Source organism: Nocardia sp. NPDC050378, assembly GCF_040655675.1.
GTDB classification, from domain to species: Bacteria; Actinomycetota; Actinomycetes; order Mycobacteriales; family Mycobacteriaceae; genus Nocardia; species Nocardia coubleae.
This window is the reverse complement of the sequence record NZ_JBFAKI010000003.1, coordinates 552,719-572,722: the sequence shown is the minus strand read 5'-3', so window position 1 is coordinate 572,722 and position 20,004 is coordinate 552,719. Positions and strand designations below refer to the sequence as shown.

The window sequence follows — 20,004 nt, the reverse complement described above, 5'->3', positions numbered from 1 at the left end:
CTCGAATGTCGGGGGTTGGGAAGTTTGCTCTGCGCGTTGCCTTTTCAGGACATCGCGCGGCGCAGCTTCTCCAGTCGGCCGGTGGCGCTGCCGTCGATGACGTCGTCTCCGACGCGCACGACGACGCCGCTCAGCAGCGTCGGGTCGACCTGCACGTGCACGGTGACCGCCTTGCCGTAGATCCGCTGCAGGGAAGCCGCCAGCTTCTCCTTCTGCTGATCGGTCAGCGTGACCGCGGCGTGCACATGGGCGACGATCTGGTCACGACGGGCCGCCGCCAGATCGGACAGGGCGTCGAAGGCGACGCCGATGTTGTTGGTCCGCAGCCGGACGACGGCCTGCTCGGCCAGCGCGACGGTGACCGGCTCGGCCTTACCGTTGAGCAGCCGCTCGATCAGCTCACGCCGCGCCGAGGCGGGTTTGCCGTGATCGGACAGTGCCTGCTCCAGCTGCGGGTTGTCGGCGATGATCCGGCCGAGCCGGAACAGCTCGTCTTCCACCGCGTCGAGCCGGCCGCCGTCGGCGGCGGACTCGAGCAGAGCCTCCTGCCCGAGCAGCTCCAGGGTGTCGACCAGGTCGCGGGTGCGGGACCAGTTCTGCGCCACGGCGGTGGTCAGCACTGCCTGCGTGGCAGCGCTGACCTTGCCGCCGAAGATCCGCTCGCTGAGTTCAGCGCGCGCCGAACCCGGCACCGAGGCGTCCGCGAGCGCCACACGCAGCGAACGCTGGTCGTCCAGCACGGCGACAACGGCGAACAGTTCCGACCCCGTTGTGGCCGCAACAGTTTCGCTTCCGGTCAACGCGGCCCGAAGCGCCTCGCGAGACCGGGCACTGGCCTCGCGGCTCGCTGCGTACATGCTTCTCACTTTCGCTGTATCCCTTCCTGCCTGGACGGGACGGCCTGCGTGGTTACGCTGCGCTCCCGCCTACGGCCGTTGACCCGCTCAGGCATGGCTACCTTCCGACCCCGATGGCGTCGGTGTCGTCGAGTTCCTTGAGGAACTTGTCGATCGACGCCGCCTGCTTGGCTTCGTCCGAAACCGACTGACCGATGATCTTCTCGGCCAGCTCGACGGCCGTACGGCCGACCTCGGAACGCAGCTCCGTCAGGATCTGCTGGCGCTGGGCTTCCAGCTGGGAGTGACCGGCGGCGACGATGCGGTCGCTTTCGGCCTGGGCGTCCTGGCGCATCTGCGCGAGGATCTGCTGCCCCTGGGTGCGCGCATCCTCACGGATACGTGCGGCCTCGAGCCGGGCGTCGGCCAGCTGCTGCTGGTACTGCTGCAGCGTCTGCTGTGCCTCGGCCTGGGCTGCTTCGGCCCTGGCGATACCGCCTTCGATCTTGTCCGTGCGCTCTTCGAGGGTCTTGGTCACACGTGGGATCACGTACTTCCAGAACAACAGACCGATGACGATGACACAGACGATCGACCAGACGATGTCGTACGTTGCGGGGACGAGAGGATTCACATCCTCTCCCCCTTCGGCGGCGAGCATCATGATTTCGCGCATCGGAATCAGAAGATGAAGCCGGCGACGAGGCCGATCAGCGCCAGGGCTTCGGTGAACGCGATACCGAGGAACATGGTGGTGCGGATCTGGCCGGACAGCTCGGGCTGACGCGCGATGCCCTCGATGGCCTTACCGACGACGATGCCGACGCCGATGCCGGGGCCGATCGCAGCGAGGCCGTAGCCGATGGCTCCGAAGCCCTTGAAGGAGCTTTCGGTGTTCGCGGCTTCCTGGGCCAGGTAAGCGAGGCTCATGAGTCTTCTTTCCCTTTCTGTTGCTCACCCGCCGGTCGGCGTGTGCAGCAGGTTTGGCGGTATGTAGGTGGTTCGGGTCGGGTCAGTGGTCGGCGGCGTGCTGCGACTGCCCGATGTACACGGCGGCCAGCAGCGCGAAGACGTAGGCCTGCAGGAAGATGACCAGCAGCTCGAACAGAGTGAAGCCGATGGCAGCCAGCAGCGAGAAGGGCGAGAAGACCTTCATCCACGCGGTCGCGTCGAACAGGAAGAACCAGGTGGCGCTGAAGAACAGCACCAGCATGATGTGGCCGGCCAGCATGTTGGCCATGAGACGGACGGTCAGCGTGAACGGGCGCAGGATGAAGGTCGAGATGAACTCGATCGGAATCAGCAGCACGTGCAGCGCGATCGGCACGTCGGGGACGACGATGCTGTGGCGGATGTAGGAGAAGAACCCGTACTTCCTGATGCCCACGTAGTTGTAGACGATGTAGACGATCGCGGCGAGGACCAGCGGCATGCCGATGCGCGCGTTCGACGAGATGTTCAACCCGGGAATCACACCGGAGAAGTTCAGAAAGAGAACCGTGAAGAAGATCGTCGCGAGCAGCGGGAGGAACTTCTTGCCGGATTCTTTGCCGAGTACCTCGTCGGCGATCTGCTCCTTGACGAAAACCACACCGGCTTCCATCACATTCTGCAGGCCGCGCGGCACGATCTTCGGCGAGCGGAAAGCCAGCACGAAGACGGCCACCAGAACGGCGGTCATCAACAGCCGGACCAGCATCAGGCGATCGAGTTCGAACGGCGTACCCTCGAACAGCACCGCTGGAGGGAAGAAGTCGGACAGCGATGGCGCGTGGAACTCGCCCGCCGCCAAAGTGATGACGCTCAGCGTTCTCTCCCGTGTTCGGGCCGCGGGTACGACTGTCATTCCCGCGGTTCGATCGGACATTGACGATCAATGGGGGTCGACTATGGTCGGCTCGAAATTCGACAGTCGCTGTTACGGCGAAACCGTATTAGCTTCTGTACGGGCGTCGGCGACATCGTCGACATGCTTCAACCGGGCACATTCCACCCGGATCGGCAGTAAGCATAGCGGCCCCGGGTGGGATCTCGGTGATCCCCCCTTGGTAACCCGAGGCATAGCCCGAATCCCCGGACCGCGCCCCTAGCTTGGGTGCTTGCTTACCAACACTTTACCAAGCTATCTACGACAGTGCGTAGCTGGGTGGGATTATTCCTGCTCGGAAGCCGTTTCGCTGTCTCCCGCGCGTGTCGTGACGTACGGGACCTTGTGTCGCACAACGCCATAGGTTTCGGCGCCGAGCACGATCAGCAGGGCTCCTACCACGGTGAAGAACAGCGCGGGCCTGCTGTAGAAGTCGAACTGGTTGAGCACACCGACGACGATCAGTACCACCAGCAACTTGGCGACCCAGCTGACCAGCATGACCATGCCCGCCATCGTGGGCGGCAGCTTGGCGCCCAGCAGCACCGACACCACGGTGGTGAGGATGAATCCGCCACCGATCGCGGCGCCGAGCAGCGCGCCCCACAGACCGGGCACCCCGGCGAGGAGGGAGGCGATCACCACCGACGCGACCACGAGCACGCCGAGGCCGATCAGGCCGTAGCGCAGCGCGGCGCGCAGCGGGGCGTCGGGGCCTGGCACGGTTTCGGGTGTAAAGCTCACGGCCCGCACTTTACCTTGCGGGCCGAAGTCAATGCTGGGCCGACTCCGTGCGGCGCATCGAGGGGATCACCGTCACCACCAGCGCGAACACCAATCCGCCCGCCACCAGCAGCACCACGAGCCGCCGGTCCATCAGCGAAGTTCCCACCGCGCCGAAGGCGAGCACGCCGACCCATAAATAGATGAGCAACACCACGCGGCGCTGGGAATGCCCGATCTGCAGCAATCGGTGATGCAGATGCATTTTGTCCGGTGTGGAAAAACTCACGCCCGCGCGCACACGGCGCACGATGGCCAGCAACAGATCGAGCACCGGAATGAACATCACCGCGCCGACCAGCAGCAGCGGCGAGAGCAAACCCACAATGTCGCGCGGGCCATAGCCCTGCAGCGGAATTCGGCCCGAGGCACCGGTGGAAACTGCTGCCAGCATCAAACCGATCATCATCGACCCGGTATCGCCCATGAAGATTCGGGCCGGGGAGAAATTGTGCGGCAGAAATCCGAGGCACGCGCCGGCCAGCGCGGCGGCCAGCAAAGCGGGCGGATAGGTGTCGACCGAGCCGCCCTGGTCGTAGAGCAAACCCACGGAGAACGCGAAAACAGCCACCGCGCAGATCAAACCGAGACCGGCGGCCAGGCCGTCCAATCCGTCGACGAAGTTCATCGCGTTGACGAGGGTGACCGTGATACCGACGGTCACCAGGCCACCCTGCAGGGCGTCGAGCACGACCGTCGAATCGTTGAACGGGTCGTAGATCACGTACCAGCTCAGGCCCATCACGGCCATCACGCCTGCGGCGGTGACCTGCCCGGCGAATTTGGTGAGTGCGTCAAGACCCCAGCGGTCGTCGACGATGCCGACCAGCACGATGATCGTCGCGGCGACCAGCACGGCGGGAATATCGGGCGCGTAATCGAAGCCACGGCGCAGCGCGGGCAATTGATGTGCGAACAAGATCGCGGCCACGACCCCGACATACATACCGACGCCGCCCATCCGCGGAATCGGTTTGACGTGCACATCGCGTTCACGCGGAATCGCCACGGCGCCGAAACCGATGGCGAGTACCCGGACACCGCCGGTGGCCAGGAAGGTCACCGTTGCCGAGACGAGCAGCACGAGCAGGAGCTCACGCAGGGGAACGACTGAGCTCATCGCAGGCGGACGATCACCGGTTGGTGGAGCTGGTCAGGGCCTCGGGTGCCATTCCGAGCACCTCGGCGATATCGGCCACCGGCACCGCACCCTCCCGCAACACCCGAGGTTGGTCCGCGGTGAGGTCGACGATCGTGGAGGCGACGGCGTGCTCGGCCGGGCCGCCGTCGAGGTACACGCTCGCCAGCGAACCGAGTTGTTCCCGAGCCTGTTCGACGGTGGTGGCGGGCGGCTGACCCGACACATTGGCACTCGACACCGCGAGCGGCCCGACCGCGCGCAGCAGTTCCAGCGCCACCGGGTGCAGCGGCATCCGCAGCATCACCGTGCCGCGTGTGTCACCGAGATCCCAGGCCAGCGAAGGTGCCGCCTGCACAACGAGACTCAGCGCACCGGGCCAGAACGCACGGATCAGGTCACGTGCCTGCGGGCGCACCGAGAACACGAGTCCGTCGATGGTGTGCCATGAGCCGACGAGCACCGGAACCGGCATATCGCGACCGCGTCGCTTGGCGGCCAGCAGGTCGGCGACGGCGGACGAATCGAACGCGTCGGCGGCGATGCCGTAGAGGGTGTCGGTGGGCATCACGACGAGGCGACCCGACTTCAGCGCACTGGTGGCCGCGGTGATCCCGGCGTCTCGAGACGCCTCATCGGCACAGTCGTAGACAGTACTCAAAGCTGTCCGCCTCCTCCGCGTACTTTCCCGGTCTTTAGCTGCGGGCAAGAGTGTAGCCCCCGGTGTGAGGGGCCGGACCCGAGGGACTTTTGGGGGCACATCAGGCGGTTAGCCACATGATTGCCCGGGAGAGCGGCGACCGAATCGCCGCGCTCCCGTCTCCGACGGTTCAGCCGTGCAAGGGCCGGTGGGCCGTGACGAAGCGGGGCTTTTCGGACAGGTCCGTGTGTTCGGCGACATCGGTGAGGTCGGCGGCCGACAGCAGCGCCGCTACTCCCCCGCCATTGGCGTCGTCGTGTTCGACGGCGGTGGCGCCGCCGGGGCGCAGGAGGCGGGCGATCGTCGGCACCATGCCCCGGATGACGTCCAGACCGTCGGGACCGCCGAAGAGGGCGCGGTGGGGGTCGTGGTCGGCGACCTCGGGGTCGAGGACCGCGTCCTGGGGGATGTAGGGCGGGTTGGCGACGACCAGGTCGGCGCGGGCGGTGAGGTGTTCGACCACGAACGGGTCGGTGACGTCACCGGAGTACAGGGTGATGGGGGTGTCGCCCGCGGCGATGCGCGTGTCGGCGTTGCGGCGGGCCCAGCGCAACGCGTCGGGATCGAGCTCGACGGCGTGCACGTCGGCGTCCGGGCGGGCGTGCGCGATGGCCAGGGCCAGCGCGCCGGAGCCGGTGCACAAATCGACGACGATCGGTGCGTGCGCGAGCGGCTGTGTCTCGAGGAAGCCGAGCGCCCAGGCGAGCAGCAGCTCGGTTTCCGGGCGCGGCACGAACACGCCGGGTCCGACGGCGAGGTCGACGGCACCGAGGGGCGCGGTTCCGGTCAAGTGCTGCAACGGGATCCGCGCCGCGCGCTGCTCGATCAGCGCCTCGATGCGCGCGGCGGTGTCGGTGTCGACCATCGGGATCAACGCAAGGCGCATCCGCTCCACGCCCAGCGCGTGCGCGGCGAGGTTCTCGGCATCGAACATCGGCGAGCCGACGCCGGCCGCTTGGAGGCGCGCGGCGGCCGTGACGATCAAAGGCCGCAACGGGATCCGCGCGGTCACGGTCTCATCCGGCACTGTCACCACGACCTCCGAAGGTGGGCGAGACCGCGTAGGCCGTGCGGCGTGGGTCGTTCACGCCCTTACTCGGCAGCCATCCGGGCCTCGCGGTCGGCTTTGCCGAGCGCGTCGAGCAGGGCGTCCATATCACCGTCGAGGACGGCGTCGAGGTTGTGCGCCTTGAACCCGATGCGGTGATCGGCGATCCGGTTCTCGGGGAAGTTGTAGGTGCGGATGCGCTCGGAGCGGTCGACGGTGCGGATCTGGCTGGCGCGACCGGCCGCCGCCTCCTGCTCGGCCTGCTCTTCGGCCAGCGCCTGCAATCGCGCGGCGAGGACCTGCATGGCACGGGCCTTGTTCTGCAGCTGCGAGCGCTCGTTCTGGCAGGTCACCACGATGCCCGAGGGCAGATGGGTGATGCGGACGGCGGAGTCGGTGGTGTTCACGCCCTGACCGCCCTTGCCGGAGGACCGGTACACGTCGATGCGCAGGTCGGTCTCGTCGATCTGCACCTGCTCGACCTCGTCGGGCTCCGGATAGATCAGCACGCCCGCGGCCGAGGTATGGATGCGGCCCTGCGACTCGGTCACCGGCACGCGCTGCACGCGGTGCACGCCGCCCTCGAACTTGAAGCGCGACCACACACCGTCGCGCGCGGCGTCCTTGCTCTTGATCGACAGCGTCGCGTCCTTGTATCCGCCCAGGTCGGAATAGGTGACGTCGAGCGTCTCCACCTTCCAGCCGTGCCGTTCGGCGTAGCGGATGTACATGCGCGCCAAGTCGGCGGCGAACAGTGCCGACTCCTCGCCACCCTCGCCGGACTTCACCTCGAGCACCACGTCGTCGCCGTCGTGCGGGTCGCGCGGGGCGAGCAGATCGGCGAGGGCTTGCTCGAGTTCGGCCAGTTGGGCTTCCAGCCCGGGCACCTCGGCGGCGAAGGTGGCGTCGTCGGCGGCCAGTTCACGGGCGGCCTCGAGGTCGTCGCGCACCGCTTCGAGCTTGCGGTAGGTGCTCATCACCGGCGCCAGCTCCGCGAACCGCTTGCCCACCCGGCGTGCCGCGCCCGCGTCGTTGTGCAGCGACGGATCGGCCAGCTGCGTCTCCAGGCCCTGGTACTCGGCCAGAATGTCGTCGATGGCGGACGGTTGCGTCACGGAGGATTCCTTTGTGATGTGCGGGGCGACGGCTCGGGTAGAGAAACCACCGACGCCCGGCCTGCAGAAGCAGAACCGGGCGTCGGGGGAGGCAACTAGCTTTCGGCGTCGGCCTTCTTGCCTGCGCGCTTGCCGTAGCGAGCCTCGAAGCGAGCCACGCGGCCGCCGGTGTCGAGGATCTTCTGCTTGCCCGTGTAGAACGGGTGGCACTGCGAGCAGACCTCGACCGTGATCTGGCCGGACTCCTTGGTGGAGCGAGTCTGGAAGGTGTTGCCGCAACCACACACGACGGTGGTGTCGACATACGTGGGGTGGATTCCTGCCTTCATGGGCGTCCTCTCGATAATGGTCGCCGGGTCGTAGCCCCATGGGGTGGAGTACGTGAACCGGAACCGACTAGGCGGGATGTCTGCGAACTCGCAGACACACAGCGGTCCAGTATGCCAGACCCGGCCGCCCTCATGAGAACACCCCCTACCCTTCGGATGTTCCCGGCAAACCGAAAGGGCCCCGCCGAAGCGGAGCCCTTTCGCCTGGGTCACTCGTCGAGTGCGCCCGGTGCGGTCTTGGAGACCGACATCAGGAACTCGAGGTTGTTCTTCGACTTCTTCAACCGGTCGATGAGCAGGTCGATCGCCTGATGTGAATCCAGGCCCGAGAGCACCCGGCGCAGCTTGTGCAGCACCGCGGCCTCGTCCGGGGACATCAGCAGTTCGTCCTTGCGGGTGCTCGACAGGTTCACGTCGACGGCGGGGAACACCCGGCGCTCGGCGATCTTGCGGTCGAGCTTGAGCTCGGCGTTGCCCGTGCCCTTGAACTCCTCGAAGATCACCGTGTCGCCGGTGGAACCGGTCTCGACCAGCGCCGTGGCGATGATCGTGAGCGAGCCGCCGTTCTCGATGTTGCGCGCCGCGCCGAGGAACCGCTTGGGCGGGTACAGCGCGGTCGAGTCGACACCACCGGAGAGGATGCGACCCGAGGCAGGCGAGGAGTTGTTGTACGCACGGCCCAATCGGGTGATCGAGTCGAGCAGCACCACAACGTCTTTGCCCATCTCCACCAGTCGCTTGGCCCGCTCGATGGCGAGCTCGGCGACGGAGGTGTGGTCGGCCGGCGGACGGTCGAAGGTGGAGGCGATGACCTCACCCTTCACCGAACGCTGCATATCGGTGACCTCTTCGGGTCGCTCGTCGACCAGCACGACCATGAGGTAGCACTCGGGGTTGTTGGTCGCGATCGCGTTCGCGATGTCCTGCACCACGGTCGTCTTACCGGCCTTGGGCGGGGAGACGATCAGCGCGCGCTGGCCCTTGCCGATCGGCATGATCAGGTCGATCACGCGGGTGCTCAGCTTGTTGGGCGTGGTCTCGAGGCGCAGTCGCTGGTTCGGGTACAGCGGGGTGAGCTTCTGGAAGTCGGGACGACGCCTGGCCGCCTCCACCTCGCCACCGTTGACGGTGTCCAGGCGCACCAGCGGGTCGAACTTCTGCCGCTGGTTGCTCTGCTCGCCATCGCGCGGCGCGCGGACCGCACCGGTGATGGCGTCACCGCGGCGCAGACCGTTCTTGCGGACCAGGTTCATCGACACGTACACGTCGTTGGGCCCGGCCAGGTAGCCGGAGGTCCGCACGAAGGCGTAGTTGTCGAGCACGTCGAGGATGCCCGCGACGGGCTGCAGGACGTCGTCCTCGCGGATCTCGAAGTCGCGGGCCTCGCCGCCACCGGAGCTCGTGCCACCGTCGCGGTCACGTCCGCGACGACGCTCACGGAAGCGACGGCCCCGGCGACCGCGGCCGCCTTCCTCGTCGTCGCCACCACGATCACGGTCGTCGCGCGGGCCACGATTGCCGCCCGCGTTGCCGTTCTGGTTCTGGTTGCGCTCGCCGCGCTCGTTCTGGTTGCGGTCGTTCTGATTACGCTCGCCACCGGCATTGCGCTCGCCACCGGCATTGCGGTCATTGCGCTCGCGACGCCGCTCGCCCTGCTCGCCGCCCTCGGCCTGCTTGGGCTCCTCGGCGCGAGTTTCGGTGCGATTCTCGGCGGGGGCGTTCTCGCCGCCACCGGAACGGGCCTGATCACGACCGCGACGCTGCCTGCCACGGCCACGCTGACCGCTCTCGCGACCGGACTCCTCGCCCGCCTCGGCGGGGGCTTCGGTCTTGGCTTCGACCGGCTTGGTCGCAGCGGTCTCGGTCTCGGCCTGCTTGGTCTCGGCGGCCTTGGTCTCGACCGGCTTCACCTCGGCCGTCTTCGCCTCTGCCGCCTTGGATTCGGCGGCGGGCTTCTCGGCCTTGGCCGGGCGCTCCCGCTTGGCGGGGGCCTCGGCGGCGGCAGGCGCGTCGGCCGTCACGGCGGCGGCTTCGGCAGGCTTGGCACCCTTGGCAGGCGCTCCGGCCTGGTTTTCTTTGATTGCGGCGATGAGATCGCCCTTGCGCATACCGGAGGTGCCTCGGATACCGAGTTCCCCAGCGAGCGCACGCAACTGCGGCAACAGCATTCCAGTCAGCCCCGATCGTGCGACGTCGGTGTGTTCGCTCATTTTCGAAATCTGTCCGGATTCACTTTCGCGGCCGCCCGAATTCGTCGGGTCGGTATCCACCCCGGGTGTCGCGAGCAGGTCCGTTTCTGTCACGGAAATCCTTTCCTTCCCTCGAATGCCGTGTGCTGAGTCGAGGGTTCGTTCCGCAGACCCGGCAACATATGCCGAGCTCGGATTATGCGTCCCACAGGACGCGTGTGCCGTACTACCCGCCCCGCCGGACCGGAGGCTTCGCCACCAGAAGAAAGTGGTAAGGGGAGCGATTGCCCTGATGAAGCACCGGCGTCTGATGCGCACGATGTACGGACCACCCCAGAATAGCCGCCTATCACGAACAACGGCAAGGCAGGCACGCCGTCAGTCGACCGACACCCCGTCGGCGATACCTGGCTCGACCACGCGCAAACCGTCCTTCTCGGCCAGTTCACGCAGGTCAGCGGGGAATTCCGTGGTCGCGAGCGCGAGGATGGTCGGGCCCGCACCCGAGACCGTCGCGGCGATTCCGGCGTCACGTAGCCGCTCGATCCAGGCGGTGGTGAGCGGTAGCGCGGGGGCACGCTGGGTCTGGTGCAATCGGTCGGCGGTCGCGGGCATCAGCAGGTCGGGACGCTCGGTCAACGCGACGACGGCCAGGGCCGCCCGGCTCACGTTGAACGCGGCATCGCCGTGGGGCACCTGCTCGGGCAGCAGCCCGCGCGTGTGCGCCGTGGACGAACGCTCCTGCGGAATCAGCACCACCGGACGCAGCGCCCGCGCGGGATCCAGGCGCACAGCCCGGTAGGCGCGGGCCTCGGCGTCGGTCTCGGTCCACGAGACGACGACACCGCCGAGCACGCTGGCGGCGGCGTTGTCGGGATGGCCCTCGAACTCCGAGGCCAGCTGCACCAGCCGGTCACCGTCGAGGCGAAGTGCCTGGTCGAACTTCGCGGCCAGCCCGGCACCGGCGGCCAGGCCACCGACCACGGCCGACGCACTGGAACCGAGACCGCGTGAATGCGGAATGACGTTGCGGCACACGACATCGAGGCCGTCGGCCCAGACGCCGAGGGATTCCAGGCCGCGCTCGATGGCGCGGACGACCAGATGGGTTGGGCCCCACGGCACGTCGTCGGCGCCCTCACCCTCGACCCGGATCGCGAGACCGGATTCGGTGGTGCGCACGACGATTTCGTCGTAGATGCCCAATGCCATTCCGAGACAATCGAATCCGGGTCCGAGATTGGCGGTGGAGGCCGGAACGCGCACGGTCACTTCGAGACCGGCGGGCAGGGTCGCTGTCATCAGCGTCGGCTCACGTGCGGTCAACTCAGGCCAGCTCGAGTTCGCGGGCGATGGCGACCGGATCCACCGCGATCGGCTTGACCTCGGGCATTCCGGCCAGCGCGTTGTCGGGGTCCTTGAGGCCGTTGCCGGTGACGGTGCACACGACGGTCAGGCCCGAATCCAGCCAGCCCTCCTTGCGCGCGGCGAGCAGACCGGCCACGCTCGCGGCCGACGCGGGCTCGACGAACACGCCCTCGGTCGCGGCGACGAGACGGTAGGCGGCGAGGATCTCCTCGTCGGTGGCGGCCCGGAAGGCACCACCGGACTGCTCCTTGGCCTCCATCGCACCGTTCCACGAGGCCGGTGCGCCGATGCGGATCGCGGTGGCGACGGTTTCGGGGTCCTTCACCGGCGCACCGTTGACCAGCGGCGCGGCACCCGCGGCCTGCACACCGAGCATGCGCGGCAGCACCGAGGTGATGCCGTCGGCGTGGTATTCGCGGTATCCGCGCCAGTAGGCGGTGATGTTGCCCGCGTTACCGACGGGCAGCACATGCACGTCGGGCGCCTTGCCGAGCACATCGCAGATTTCGAAGGAAGCGGTCTTCTGCCCTTCGATGCGGGCCGGGTTCACCGAGTTCACCAGTCCGACCTGCGGGAATTCGGCGGTCACCTTGCGGGCCAGCTCGAGGCAATCGTCGAAGTTGCCCTCGACCTGGATGATCTTGGCGCCCAGCATCACGGCCTGGGCCAGCTTGCCCATCGCGATCTTGCCCTGCGGGATCAGCACGGCGCATTCCATGCCCGCGCGGGTGGCGTAGGCGGCGGCCGAGGCCGAGGTGTTGCCGGTCGACGCGCACAGCACGGCCTTCTGACCTCGGTACTTGGCGTCGGTCATGGCCATGGTCATGCCACGGTCCTTGAACGAACCCGTGGGGTTGGCACCCTCGACCTTCAGGTACACCTCGCACCCGGTGAGTTCGGACAGGTGCGTGGCGGGGACCAGCGGAGTACCGCCCTCGAACAGGGTCACCGGCTCCCAATCGGCCGCACCGGCCAAGCGGTCACGGTAAGCCGCGATCAGGCCGGGCCAGCGCGAGTGCACGCCGCTCTGCGGGGCGATGCCAGTGGAGCTCATGATTCTTCTGTGCCTTCCAGTCTGAGAACGCTGGTCACAGCGGTGACGGAATCCATCTCCGCCAATACCGCGACAGTATCGGCCAGCGACGACTCCACCGCATGGTGGGTGACGACCACGAGCCGGGCGCCATCGCCGTGACCCTGCTGACGCACGGTGGAGATGCTCACTCCGTGCTGGGCGAAGGTGTCGGCGACCGCGGCGAGCACGCCGGGACGGTCCTCCACCTGCAGGTTCACGTGGTAGCGGGTGGGGGTGTCACCGATCGGCGCGATCGGCAGCTCAGCATAAACCGATTCGCCGGGTGCGCGACCACCGTAGAACTTGTTGCGCGCGGCCATCACCAGGTCGCCGAGCACGGCCGAGGCGGTCGGCGCGCCGCCCGCGCCCTGCCCGTAGAACATCAGGCGACCGGCGTTGTCGGCCTCCACGACCACGGCGTTGAACGCGCCGTTGACCGATGCGAGGGGGTGCTTGCGCGGGATGAGCGCCGGGTACACGCGCACGGAGACACGATCCTTGCCGCCTTCGGCCGCGCTCGGCTCGCCGGGAACGCGCTCGCAGATGGCGAGCAGCTTCACCGTGCAGCCGACGGCCGAGGCGGTCTCGAGGTCTTCGGCGGTGATCTTGGAGATGCCCTCGCGGTACACATCGGCGGCGGTGACACGGGTGTGGAACGCCAGCGAAGCCAGGATCGCGGCCTTGGCGGCGGCGTCGTAGCCCTCCACGTCGGCGGTGGGGTCGGCCTCGGCGTAACCCAGGTCGGTGGCCTCGGCGAGCACGTCGTCGTAGGCGGCGCCGGTCTCGTCCATCGCGGAGAGGATGAAGTTGGTCGTACCGTTCACGATGCCGACGACCTTGTTCACCCGGTCGCCCGAGAGCGACTGGATCAGCGGACGCACCACCGGGATCGCACCGGCGACCGCGGCCTCGAAGTACAGGTCGGCGCGGCTGCTCTCGGCGGCGGCGGCCAGCTCGCCGGTGTAGTCGGCCAGCAGCGCCTTGTTGGCGGTGACCACGGACTTGCCCGCGGCGAGGGCGTCGCCGATGAGCTTGCGAGCCGGGTCGATACCGCCCATGACCTCGACCACCAGGTCCACATCGTCGCGGGCCAGCAGCGCCTCGGCGTCGGTGGTGAGCAGCTCGGCGGGCAGCCCGCGGTCCTTGGACAGGTCGCGCACGGCGACACCGCGCAGCACCAGCGGCGCGCCGACGCGCGAGCGCAGGTCGTCGGCGTGATCGCGCAGCACGCGCACCACCTCGGTGCCGACGGTGCCCATGCCGAGCACGGCTACGCCGAGCGGGCGCCCCGCGTCGTTGGTGCCGTTCATCCTTCTACCTCCAGGCTGAGCAGGTCCGCCACCGTTTCCCGGCGCAGAATCAGTCGCGACTCCCCGTCGCGCACCGCGACCACGGCGGGCCGGGTGAGCAGGTTGTAGCGACTCGACATCGAATAGCAGTACGCCCCCGTCGCCGCGACCGCGACCAGGTCGCCCGGTCCGGCGTCGGCGGGCATCCACGTGTCGCGGATGACGATATCGCCGCTCTCGCAATGCTTTCCGACCACGCGCGCGACCACGGCGTGCGCGTCGGAGCTCCGCGAGACCAGACGGCAATCGTAATCGGCCTGGTAGAGCGCGGGGCGGATATTGTCGCTCATCCCGCCGTCGACGCTGACATACCGGCGCCGCGCGCCACCGTCGAGCTCGACGTCCTTGATGGTGCCGACCTCGTAGAGGGTGACGGTGCCCGGTCCGGCGATCGCGCGGCCCGGCTCGACCGCGATGATCGGCTCGGGTAGCCCCGCGCGGGTGGCCTCGGCGGCGACCAGGTCGCGCAGCTTGGCGGCGAACTCGTCGAGCTCGGGCGGGTTGTCGCTGGGCAGGTAGGCGATGCCGAGGCCACCGCCCAGGTCGAGGGTGGAGATCTGGGCGGTGCGTTCCACACCGAACTTGTCGATCGCCTCGCGCAGCAGGCCGAGCATGCGGCGGGCGGCGATCTCGAAGCCGTCGAGCTCGAAGATCTGCGAACCGATGTGGCTGTGCAGGCCGACCAGGCGCAGGTTGTCGGCCTCGAAGACGCGCGCCAGGGCTTCCATCGCGTCGCCGCCTGCGATCGAGAAGCCGAACTTCTGGTCTTCGTGGGCGGTGGAGATGTACTCGTGGGTGTGCGCTTCGACGCCGACGGTCACGCGGACCAGCACGTCCTGCACCACACCCGCGGCACCGGCGACGGCTTCCAGGCGTTCGATTTCGTAGAGCGAGTCCACGACCACGTGTCCGACGCCCGCCGCGACGGCGGCTTCCAGCTCGGGGACGGACTTGTTGTTGCCGTGCAGGGCGATTCGCTGCGCGGGGAAGCCCGCGTTGAGCGCGATGGCCAGCTCGCCACCGGAGCACACGTCGAGAGAAAGGCCCTCGTCGCGGATCCAGCGGGCGATCTCACCGCACAGGAACGCCTTCGACGCGTAGTGCACGCGCGCGGCCGTGCCGAACGCGGCGACCATGTCGCGGCAGCGCGAGCGGAAGTCGTCCTCGTCGATCACGAACAGCGGAGTGCCGTACTGCTCGGCCAGCTCGGTGACGGGGATGCCTGCCAATCGCACCACGCCGTCGTCACCGCGCGCGGCGTTGCGCGGCCACACGTGTTCGGGCAGGTCGATCATCTCGCGCGGATCGGTCGGCCGCTCGCCGAGCGTCGGGGCGTGCGGGATCTCGGCGTGCCGAGGCCCGGCGGGGTGTGCGCTCATGGTGCGTCCTTCCTGGAAAGTCTTGCGGAGCTCACATGCGCTCCGGTGCGCTCACGCCTAGCAGGGCCAGGCCGTTGGCCAGCACCTGACGGGTCGCCTTCACCAGTTCGAGGCGGGCGGCGTTGAGCGGGCTGACCGCGTCGTCGCCCTTGGGCAGCACGCGCATGTCGTCGTCGGACTGGAACGGGTGGTACACCCCGGCCAGTTCTTCGAGGTAGCGGGCGATCCGGTGCGGTTCGCGGGTCTCGGCGGCGGTGGCGACCACGCGCGGGAAATCGCCGAGGGTCCGGATCAGGTCACCTTCGCGACCGGACGTCATCAGCGCGAAATCTGGTGTCACAGTGGCGAATTCGGGGTACTTGGCGGCGTTGCCGACGATGCTGTTGGTACGCGAGTGCGCGTACTGCACGTAGTACACCGGGTTCTCGCTGCTGGCCTTGGTCCACAGATCGAGGTCGATGTCGATGCTCGAGTTCACCGAGGACCGCACCAGCGAGTAGCGGGCGGCGTCGACACCGATCTGCTCGACCAGGTCGTTGAGCGTCACCACGGTGCCCGCGCGCTTGCTCATCTTCACGGCCTGGCCGTCGCGGACCAGGTTCACCATCTGCCCGATCAGCACCTCGACGGTGTCGGGGTCGTCACCGAAGGCGGCCGCGGCGGCCTTCAACCGGCCGATGTAGCCGTGGTGGTCGGCGCCGAGCATGTAGATGGCCAGGTCGAAGCCGCGCGAGCGCTTGTTCTGGAAGTAGGCGATGTCGCCTGCGATGTAGGCGGCGGTGCCGTCACTCTTGAGGACCACCCGGTCCTTGTCGTCACCGAACTCGGTGGACGCGATCCACCACGCGCCGTCCTTCTCGTAGAGGTTGCCCGAGTTCTTGAGCTGCTCTACCGCACGCTCGACGGCGCCGGAGGCGAACAGTTCGCTCTCGTTGAAGTACACGTCGAAGTCGGTGCCGAAATCGTGCAGGTCCTGCTTGATCTGGGCGAACATCTGCTGCACGCCCTCACGCCGGAACAGCTCGTGACGCTGATCGGCGGGCAGGGTGAGCGCATCGGGATGCGCGGCGACGATGCTCGCGGCGATCTCCTGGATGTACTCGCCCGCGTAGCCGTCCTCGGGGGTCGGCTCGCCGAGCGCGGCCGCGACCAGCGACTTCGCGAAGCGGTCGATCTGGGCGCCGTTGTCGTTGAAGTAGTACTCACGGGTCACGTCGGCGCCCTCGGCGGCCAGGATTCGGCCGAGCGCGTCACCGACCGCGGCCCAGCGGGTGCCACCGAGGTGGACGGGGCCGGTGGGGTTGGCGGAGACGAATTCGAGGTTGATCTTGGTGCCGGTCAGCGCCGAGCCGGTGCCGTACTTGTCGGCCGCGGTCAGGATCTGGGTGACGATCGCGCCCTGCGCCGACGCGGCCAGGCGGATGTTCAGGAAGCCCGGTCCCGCCACTTCGGCGACCTCGACGCCCTCGGTGGCCGACAACGCCTCGGCCAGCCAGCCTGCCAGCTCACGCGGATTCGTTCCCACCCGCTTGGCCACCTGCATCGCCACATTCGTGGCATAGTCGCCGTGTTCGGGGTTGCGCGGACGCTCCACTGTGACCTGCTCGGGCAGGACCGACGAGTCCAGTCCACGTTCGACAAGCACCTTCGCCGCGGTGGTGCGAAGGAGATCTGCAAGGTCAGCTGGAGTCACGAGTCTCTATCCTATTGGCTGGGCGGCTCGCAACCACGACCGCCCGCCACGAACGCACCGATCCATACGTCGAAAGAGCTAACCGAGCGATGCCGAGCAGGACAAGCGCAACATCAGCCAAGGCCGTCCGGGCCGCGGGGAAGTCGTCTCCGTCCCGCAAGCCGGGCAAGGGCAAACTCCCGCACAAGAAGCGTGAGGTGCCCTGGGGCCTGCTCGGCGGCGGCGTGGTCATCGTCGCGTTGATCGGCCTGCTGGCCTACAGCCTGGTGCCCAAGTACATGGACCAGGCCGCCATCCGCGAAGCGCAGACCGACCTGTCCGAGTGGGCGCCCAGCGAGCAGAACCAGGACCCGGCGGCCAAGATCGAGGGCGTGGTGAAGCAGGAGTACCCGGCGGCACTGCACGTCACCGAAACGCAGCGCGTCGCCTACGACAAGTCGCCCGCCTACGGTGGCCCGCACGATGTGGCCTGGGCCAACTGCACCGGCACGGTGTACGCCAAGCCGATCCGCATGGAGAACGCGGTGCACTCGCTCGAGCACGGCGCGGTGTGGATCACCTACAACCCCGACAAGGTCGACGCGGCCGGGGTGGAGAAGCTGTCGAACTTCGTCAAGGACCGGCCGTACACGATGATGTCGCCGTACCCGACCCTGGACACCCCCATCGCGCTGCAGTCGTGGGGCCACCAGCTGAAGCTGGACTCGGCCGAGGACGCGCGCATCAAGCAGTTCATCTCCGCGCTGCGCACCAACCCGTACGCGCACCCCGAGGTCGGCGCCAGCTGCTCGAATCCGATCTTCGACGCCGACAACCCGCCGCCGTTCGACTCCTCGCCCTACGGCCCCGACGCCATCCCGATGGACGGCACCGGCGCCAACCAGGACGCGAGCGAACTCGGCGGACTCGGTTCGGGTGTCCCCGGCCTGCCGGGCATCCCGATGCCGGGCGCGCCGGCCGGTCAGTGATGAGTGCGACCACCGACGAACCAACCGGCAGGCGCCCTGCCGGTGCGGTGCTCGTGCTCGGTGCGATCGGCCTGCTTCTGCTCGGTGCCGTAGCGGGTGTGCTGCTGCGGATGCCACTGGAGAAGGCCGAATCGGCCGCGCCCGGGCCCGTCGACATCGGTTTCAACCAGGATATGTCGGTGCACCACGCCCAAGCCGTCGACATGGCGGGCATCGCGCTGATCGGTTCCACCGACAACGACGTGCGCCGCCTGGCCTACGACATCATGACCACCCAGTCGAACCAGATCGGCCGCATGCAGGGCTGGTTGCAGCTGTGGGACGCCCCGAGCCAGAGCGTCGAGGGTTTCATGGGCTGGATGAGCGACACCGGCGGTCACGGTCACGGCGCGAGCCCGACGACCGCACACCACGGCCCCGTGTCAGCGATGCCAGGGATGGCGAGCCAGGAGGAGATGGCCGCCCTGCGCAAGGCCACCGGCCCCGCCCTGGACACCATGTTCCTGCAACTGATGCTGCGTCACCACCAGGGCGGCGTGCCCATGCTCGACTACGCCGCCGAACAGGCCTCGACCACCGCGGTCCGCTCCCTCGCGGCCACCATGTCGAAAACCCAATCCGGCGAATCGACCCTGATGACCACGATGCTCACCACCCGAGGCGCCACTCCCCTCCCCTTCGGCTGAACTTCGGTGCCGGCCCGGATCAACGCCCCGGTCCGGCACCGTTTTTGGCGCACCGCACCCGATGCGATACGCTGTCGCTGCCCGATCGCCCCACAGCGACCGGCATCTATCCCGCCCCCGTAGCTCAGGGGATAGAGCGTCTGCCTCCGGAGCAGAAGGCCGCAGGTTCGAATCCTGCCGGGGGCACCCACGAAGGCCTCCGACCACCGGTCGGGGGCCTTCTTCGTGCACTACTCGTCGACCGGCGTGTACACCGGTTCGAGAATTCCGGACGGGAACGCCTTGCTGGTCACCAAGCGCAACTTCACGGCGTGATCCAGCTCTGGGAACAGCGGCGCGCCCTTGCCCGTGACGGCGGGCAGCACCCACAGCCGATACTCATCGACCACCCCGAGCTCGATCAGCGCCCGCCTCCCACAGCCGGTCGACGAAGTGTGTCGATACGTTTAGAGCTATCGACGGCCGAGCCGCCCGAAAGTCATCGGTGCATCCGAGAATCCTGCCCGGGTTGAACGGCCGGAATGGACCGCGAAATCTGCTGCGCGGTGACAGAAGTCGGCCGGCATCTGCGGGTCGGCGCAGTCGCGACGAGTTCGAGTGGTGGGTGCACGGCTGCTTCTCGACACTCGTCGAGCGGCGGCGACGTCGCGGCGTTCACCAACGGTGGCCCCGGGGTTCGTGCAGGTAGGACACCACGATACGGTTCGTGGTGAGCATCACACTGGGTTCGAGGCCCCGGCCGGCCGGTCGGGGCTTGTTGCTGGTGGGGCTCGGTACGCACGGTTCCACAGGTTTCGGGGCCTTTGCCCCCGGTGACAGCAGGAGCGCGCATGAGTGATCCATCCGAGGGGTTCGGGCAACAGCCGTATCCGGGGCAGCCGCCGAACCAAGGGCAATCGCAACAAGGGCAACCGGGATACCCACAACCAGGGCAGACGCCGCCGGAGTCGGCGCATTCGGCGCCGGGTCAACCGTATTCGGGCGCGGTCGGAGGGCCGCCGCCGAAGAAGAAGCGGACGGGGTTGTTCATCGGGTTGGGGGTGTTGGCGCTGGTGGTGATCGGGGCGGTCGCGGCGGGGGTGGTGCTCACCGTGCAGGGGCGCACGCCGTTGTCGTCGGACGACAAGAAGATCGAAGTGGCGATTCGTGACTTCTACGACACCCTGGATTCCGACGGGTTCATCGCGGCGTCCGAACTGGCCTGTGCGGCCGATCGGGCCGAGATCGAAAACCTCACCCCGGAACAGCGCAAACAGTTCGACACCGCGACCGTGTCGGTGCGCATCGACGACGTGCGCGACATCGTCATCGACGGTGACAACGCGGACGCCACCGTCGTCGGGCAACTGACCCTCTCTGTCGAAGGCGAGGAGCCCGACACCGAGGACAGCACCGAGGAACACCTCACCAAAGAAGACGGCACCTGGAAGATCTGCTCGGCCCCCGCCAACCGGCACTGACATTGCGATCACCGTGATCGC

At 67.8% G+C, this 20,004-nt stretch carries 20 protein-coding genes and 1 tRNA gene; 4 read left to right on the top strand and 17 right to left on the bottom strand.

All coding sequences use genetic code 11. The features are described 5' to 3' along the window. Positions 1-44: 44 nt before the first annotated feature. The 16 genes from AB0I35_RS10185 to argS form a co-directional block, all read right to left on the bottom strand. Positions 45-857 (bottom strand): F0F1 ATP synthase subunit delta, encoded by an 813-nt coding sequence (locus tag AB0I35_RS10185; RefSeq protein WP_067490446.1) that lies wholly within the window; start codon positions 855-857, stop codon positions 45-47. Between the two features lie 97 nt (positions 858-954). Then, the gene (locus AB0I35_RS10180; protein ID WP_067490448.1) at positions 955-1,512 is read right to left on the bottom strand and encodes a F0F1 ATP synthase subunit B; all 558 of its coding nucleotides are present in this window, start codon (positions 1,510-1,512) and stop codon (positions 955-957) included. A 5-nt stretch (positions 1,513-1,517) separates the two neighbouring features. Continuing rightward, complete coding sequence (locus AB0I35_RS10175) at positions 1,518-1,766, bottom strand: ATP synthase F0 subunit C (protein ID WP_067490449.1); 249 nt, start codon at positions 1,764-1,766, stop codon at positions 1,518-1,520. 82 nt (positions 1,767-1,848) lie between these two features. Beyond that, a complete protein-coding gene (gene atpB / locus AB0I35_RS10170) occupies positions 1,849-2,703 on the bottom strand; it encodes a F0F1 ATP synthase subunit A (protein WP_067490454.1) in 855 nt (284 codons plus the stop codon). 285 nt (positions 2,704-2,988) lie between these two features. Next, positions 2,989-3,456 carry a hypothetical protein gene (locus tag AB0I35_RS10165; RefSeq protein ID WP_357395446.1) on the bottom strand — a complete coding sequence of 156 codons (468 nt, stop codon included), beginning with the start codon at positions 3,454-3,456 and terminating at the stop codon, positions 2,989-2,991. Positions 3,457-3,475: 19 nt separating this feature from the next. Beyond that, a complete protein-coding gene (locus AB0I35_RS10160; RefSeq protein WP_067981444.1) occupies positions 3,476-4,606 on the bottom strand; it encodes an MraY family glycosyltransferase in 1,131 nt (376 codons plus the stop codon). Positions 4,607-4,619: 13 nt separating this feature from the next. Continuing rightward, positions 4,620-5,285, bottom strand: a complete 666-nt coding sequence (locus AB0I35_RS10155) for an L-threonylcarbamoyladenylate synthase (RefSeq protein WP_357146763.1) — start codon at positions 5,283-5,285, stop codon at positions 4,620-4,622. A gap of 169 nt (positions 5,286-5,454) precedes the next feature. Further along, positions 5,455-6,357, bottom strand: a complete 903-nt coding sequence (gene prmC, locus AB0I35_RS10150) for a peptide chain release factor N(5)-glutamine methyltransferase (protein ID WP_357395445.1) — start codon at positions 6,355-6,357, stop codon at positions 5,455-5,457. Between the two features lie 59 nt (positions 6,358-6,416). Then, complete coding sequence (gene prfA / locus AB0I35_RS10145) at positions 6,417-7,487, bottom strand: peptide chain release factor 1 (RefSeq protein ID WP_067490463.1); 1,071 nt, start codon at positions 7,485-7,487, stop codon at positions 6,417-6,419. Positions 7,488-7,582: 95 nt separating this feature from the next. Further along, complete coding sequence (gene rpmE / locus AB0I35_RS10140; protein WP_067490466.1) at positions 7,583-7,816, bottom strand: 50S ribosomal protein L31; 234 nt, start codon at positions 7,814-7,816, stop codon at positions 7,583-7,585. 209 nt (positions 7,817-8,025) lie between these two features. Beyond that, positions 8,026-10,119, bottom strand: coding sequence for a transcription termination factor Rho (gene rho / locus AB0I35_RS10135; protein ID WP_357395444.1), 2,094 nt, complete (start codon positions 10,117-10,119; stop codon positions 8,026-8,028). Between the two features lie 264 nt (positions 10,120-10,383). Further along, the gene (gene thrB / locus AB0I35_RS10130) at positions 10,384-11,307 is read right to left on the bottom strand and encodes a homoserine kinase (protein WP_357395477.1); all 924 of its coding nucleotides are present in this window, start codon (positions 11,305-11,307) and stop codon (positions 10,384-10,386) included. A 25-nt stretch (positions 11,308-11,332) separates the two neighbouring features. After that, positions 11,333-12,427: a threonine synthase gene (thrC, locus tag AB0I35_RS10125; protein WP_357395443.1), complete on the bottom strand. Its 1,095-nt coding sequence runs from the start codon at positions 12,425-12,427 to the stop codon at positions 11,333-11,335. Continuing rightward, complete coding sequence (locus AB0I35_RS10120) at positions 12,424-13,758, bottom strand: homoserine dehydrogenase (RefSeq protein ID WP_067641542.1); 1,335 nt, start codon at positions 13,756-13,758, stop codon at positions 12,424-12,426. Before AB0I35_RS10120 ends, thrC begins: the two co-directional genes overlap by 4 nt. Next, positions 13,755-15,176, bottom strand: coding sequence for a diaminopimelate decarboxylase (gene lysA, locus AB0I35_RS10115; RefSeq protein WP_357395442.1), 1,422 nt, complete (start codon positions 15,174-15,176; stop codon positions 13,755-13,757). The genes AB0I35_RS10120 and lysA overlap by 4 nt, the downstream gene beginning before the upstream one ends. A 31-nt stretch (positions 15,177-15,207) precedes the next feature. Next, the gene (gene argS, locus AB0I35_RS10110) at positions 15,208-16,869 is read right to left on the bottom strand and encodes an arginine--tRNA ligase (RefSeq protein WP_357395441.1); all 1,662 of its coding nucleotides are present in this window, start codon (positions 16,867-16,869) and stop codon (positions 15,208-15,210) included. Positions 16,870-16,958: 89 nt separating this feature from the next. Here argS and AB0I35_RS10105 point away from each other — a divergent pair, with 89 nt between their 5' ends. The 3 genes from AB0I35_RS10105 (at position 16,959) to AB0I35_RS10095 (ending at position 18,709) form a co-directional block, all read left to right on the top strand. Then, the gene (locus AB0I35_RS10105; protein ID WP_357395440.1) at positions 16,959-17,837 is read left to right on the top strand and encodes a DUF3105 domain-containing protein; all 879 of its coding nucleotides are present in this window, start codon (positions 16,959-16,961) and stop codon (positions 17,835-17,837) included. Then, the gene (locus AB0I35_RS10100; RefSeq protein WP_357395439.1) at positions 17,837-18,523 is read left to right on the top strand and encodes a DUF305 domain-containing protein; all 687 of its coding nucleotides are present in this window, start codon (positions 17,837-17,839) and stop codon (positions 18,521-18,523) included. Before AB0I35_RS10105 ends, AB0I35_RS10100 begins: the two co-directional genes overlap by 1 nt. A 113-nt stretch (positions 18,524-18,636) precedes the next feature. Continuing rightward, positions 18,637-18,709, top strand: a tRNA-Arg gene (locus tag AB0I35_RS10095). A gap of 44 nt (positions 18,710-18,753) precedes the next feature. Here the strand turns inward: AB0I35_RS10095 and AB0I35_RS10090 are convergent. Next, a complete protein-coding gene (locus AB0I35_RS10090) occupies positions 18,754-18,924 on the bottom strand; it encodes a dihydrofolate reductase family protein (RefSeq protein ID WP_357395476.1) in 171 nt (56 codons plus the stop codon). A 429-nt stretch (positions 18,925-19,353) separates the two neighbouring features. On the opposite strand from AB0I35_RS10090, the gene AB0I35_RS10085 reads away from it, so the two are divergent. Further along, a complete protein-coding gene (locus AB0I35_RS10085) occupies positions 19,354-19,983 on the top strand; it encodes a hypothetical protein (protein WP_357395438.1) in 630 nt (209 codons plus the stop codon). Positions 19,984-20,004: the final 21 nt, after the last annotated feature.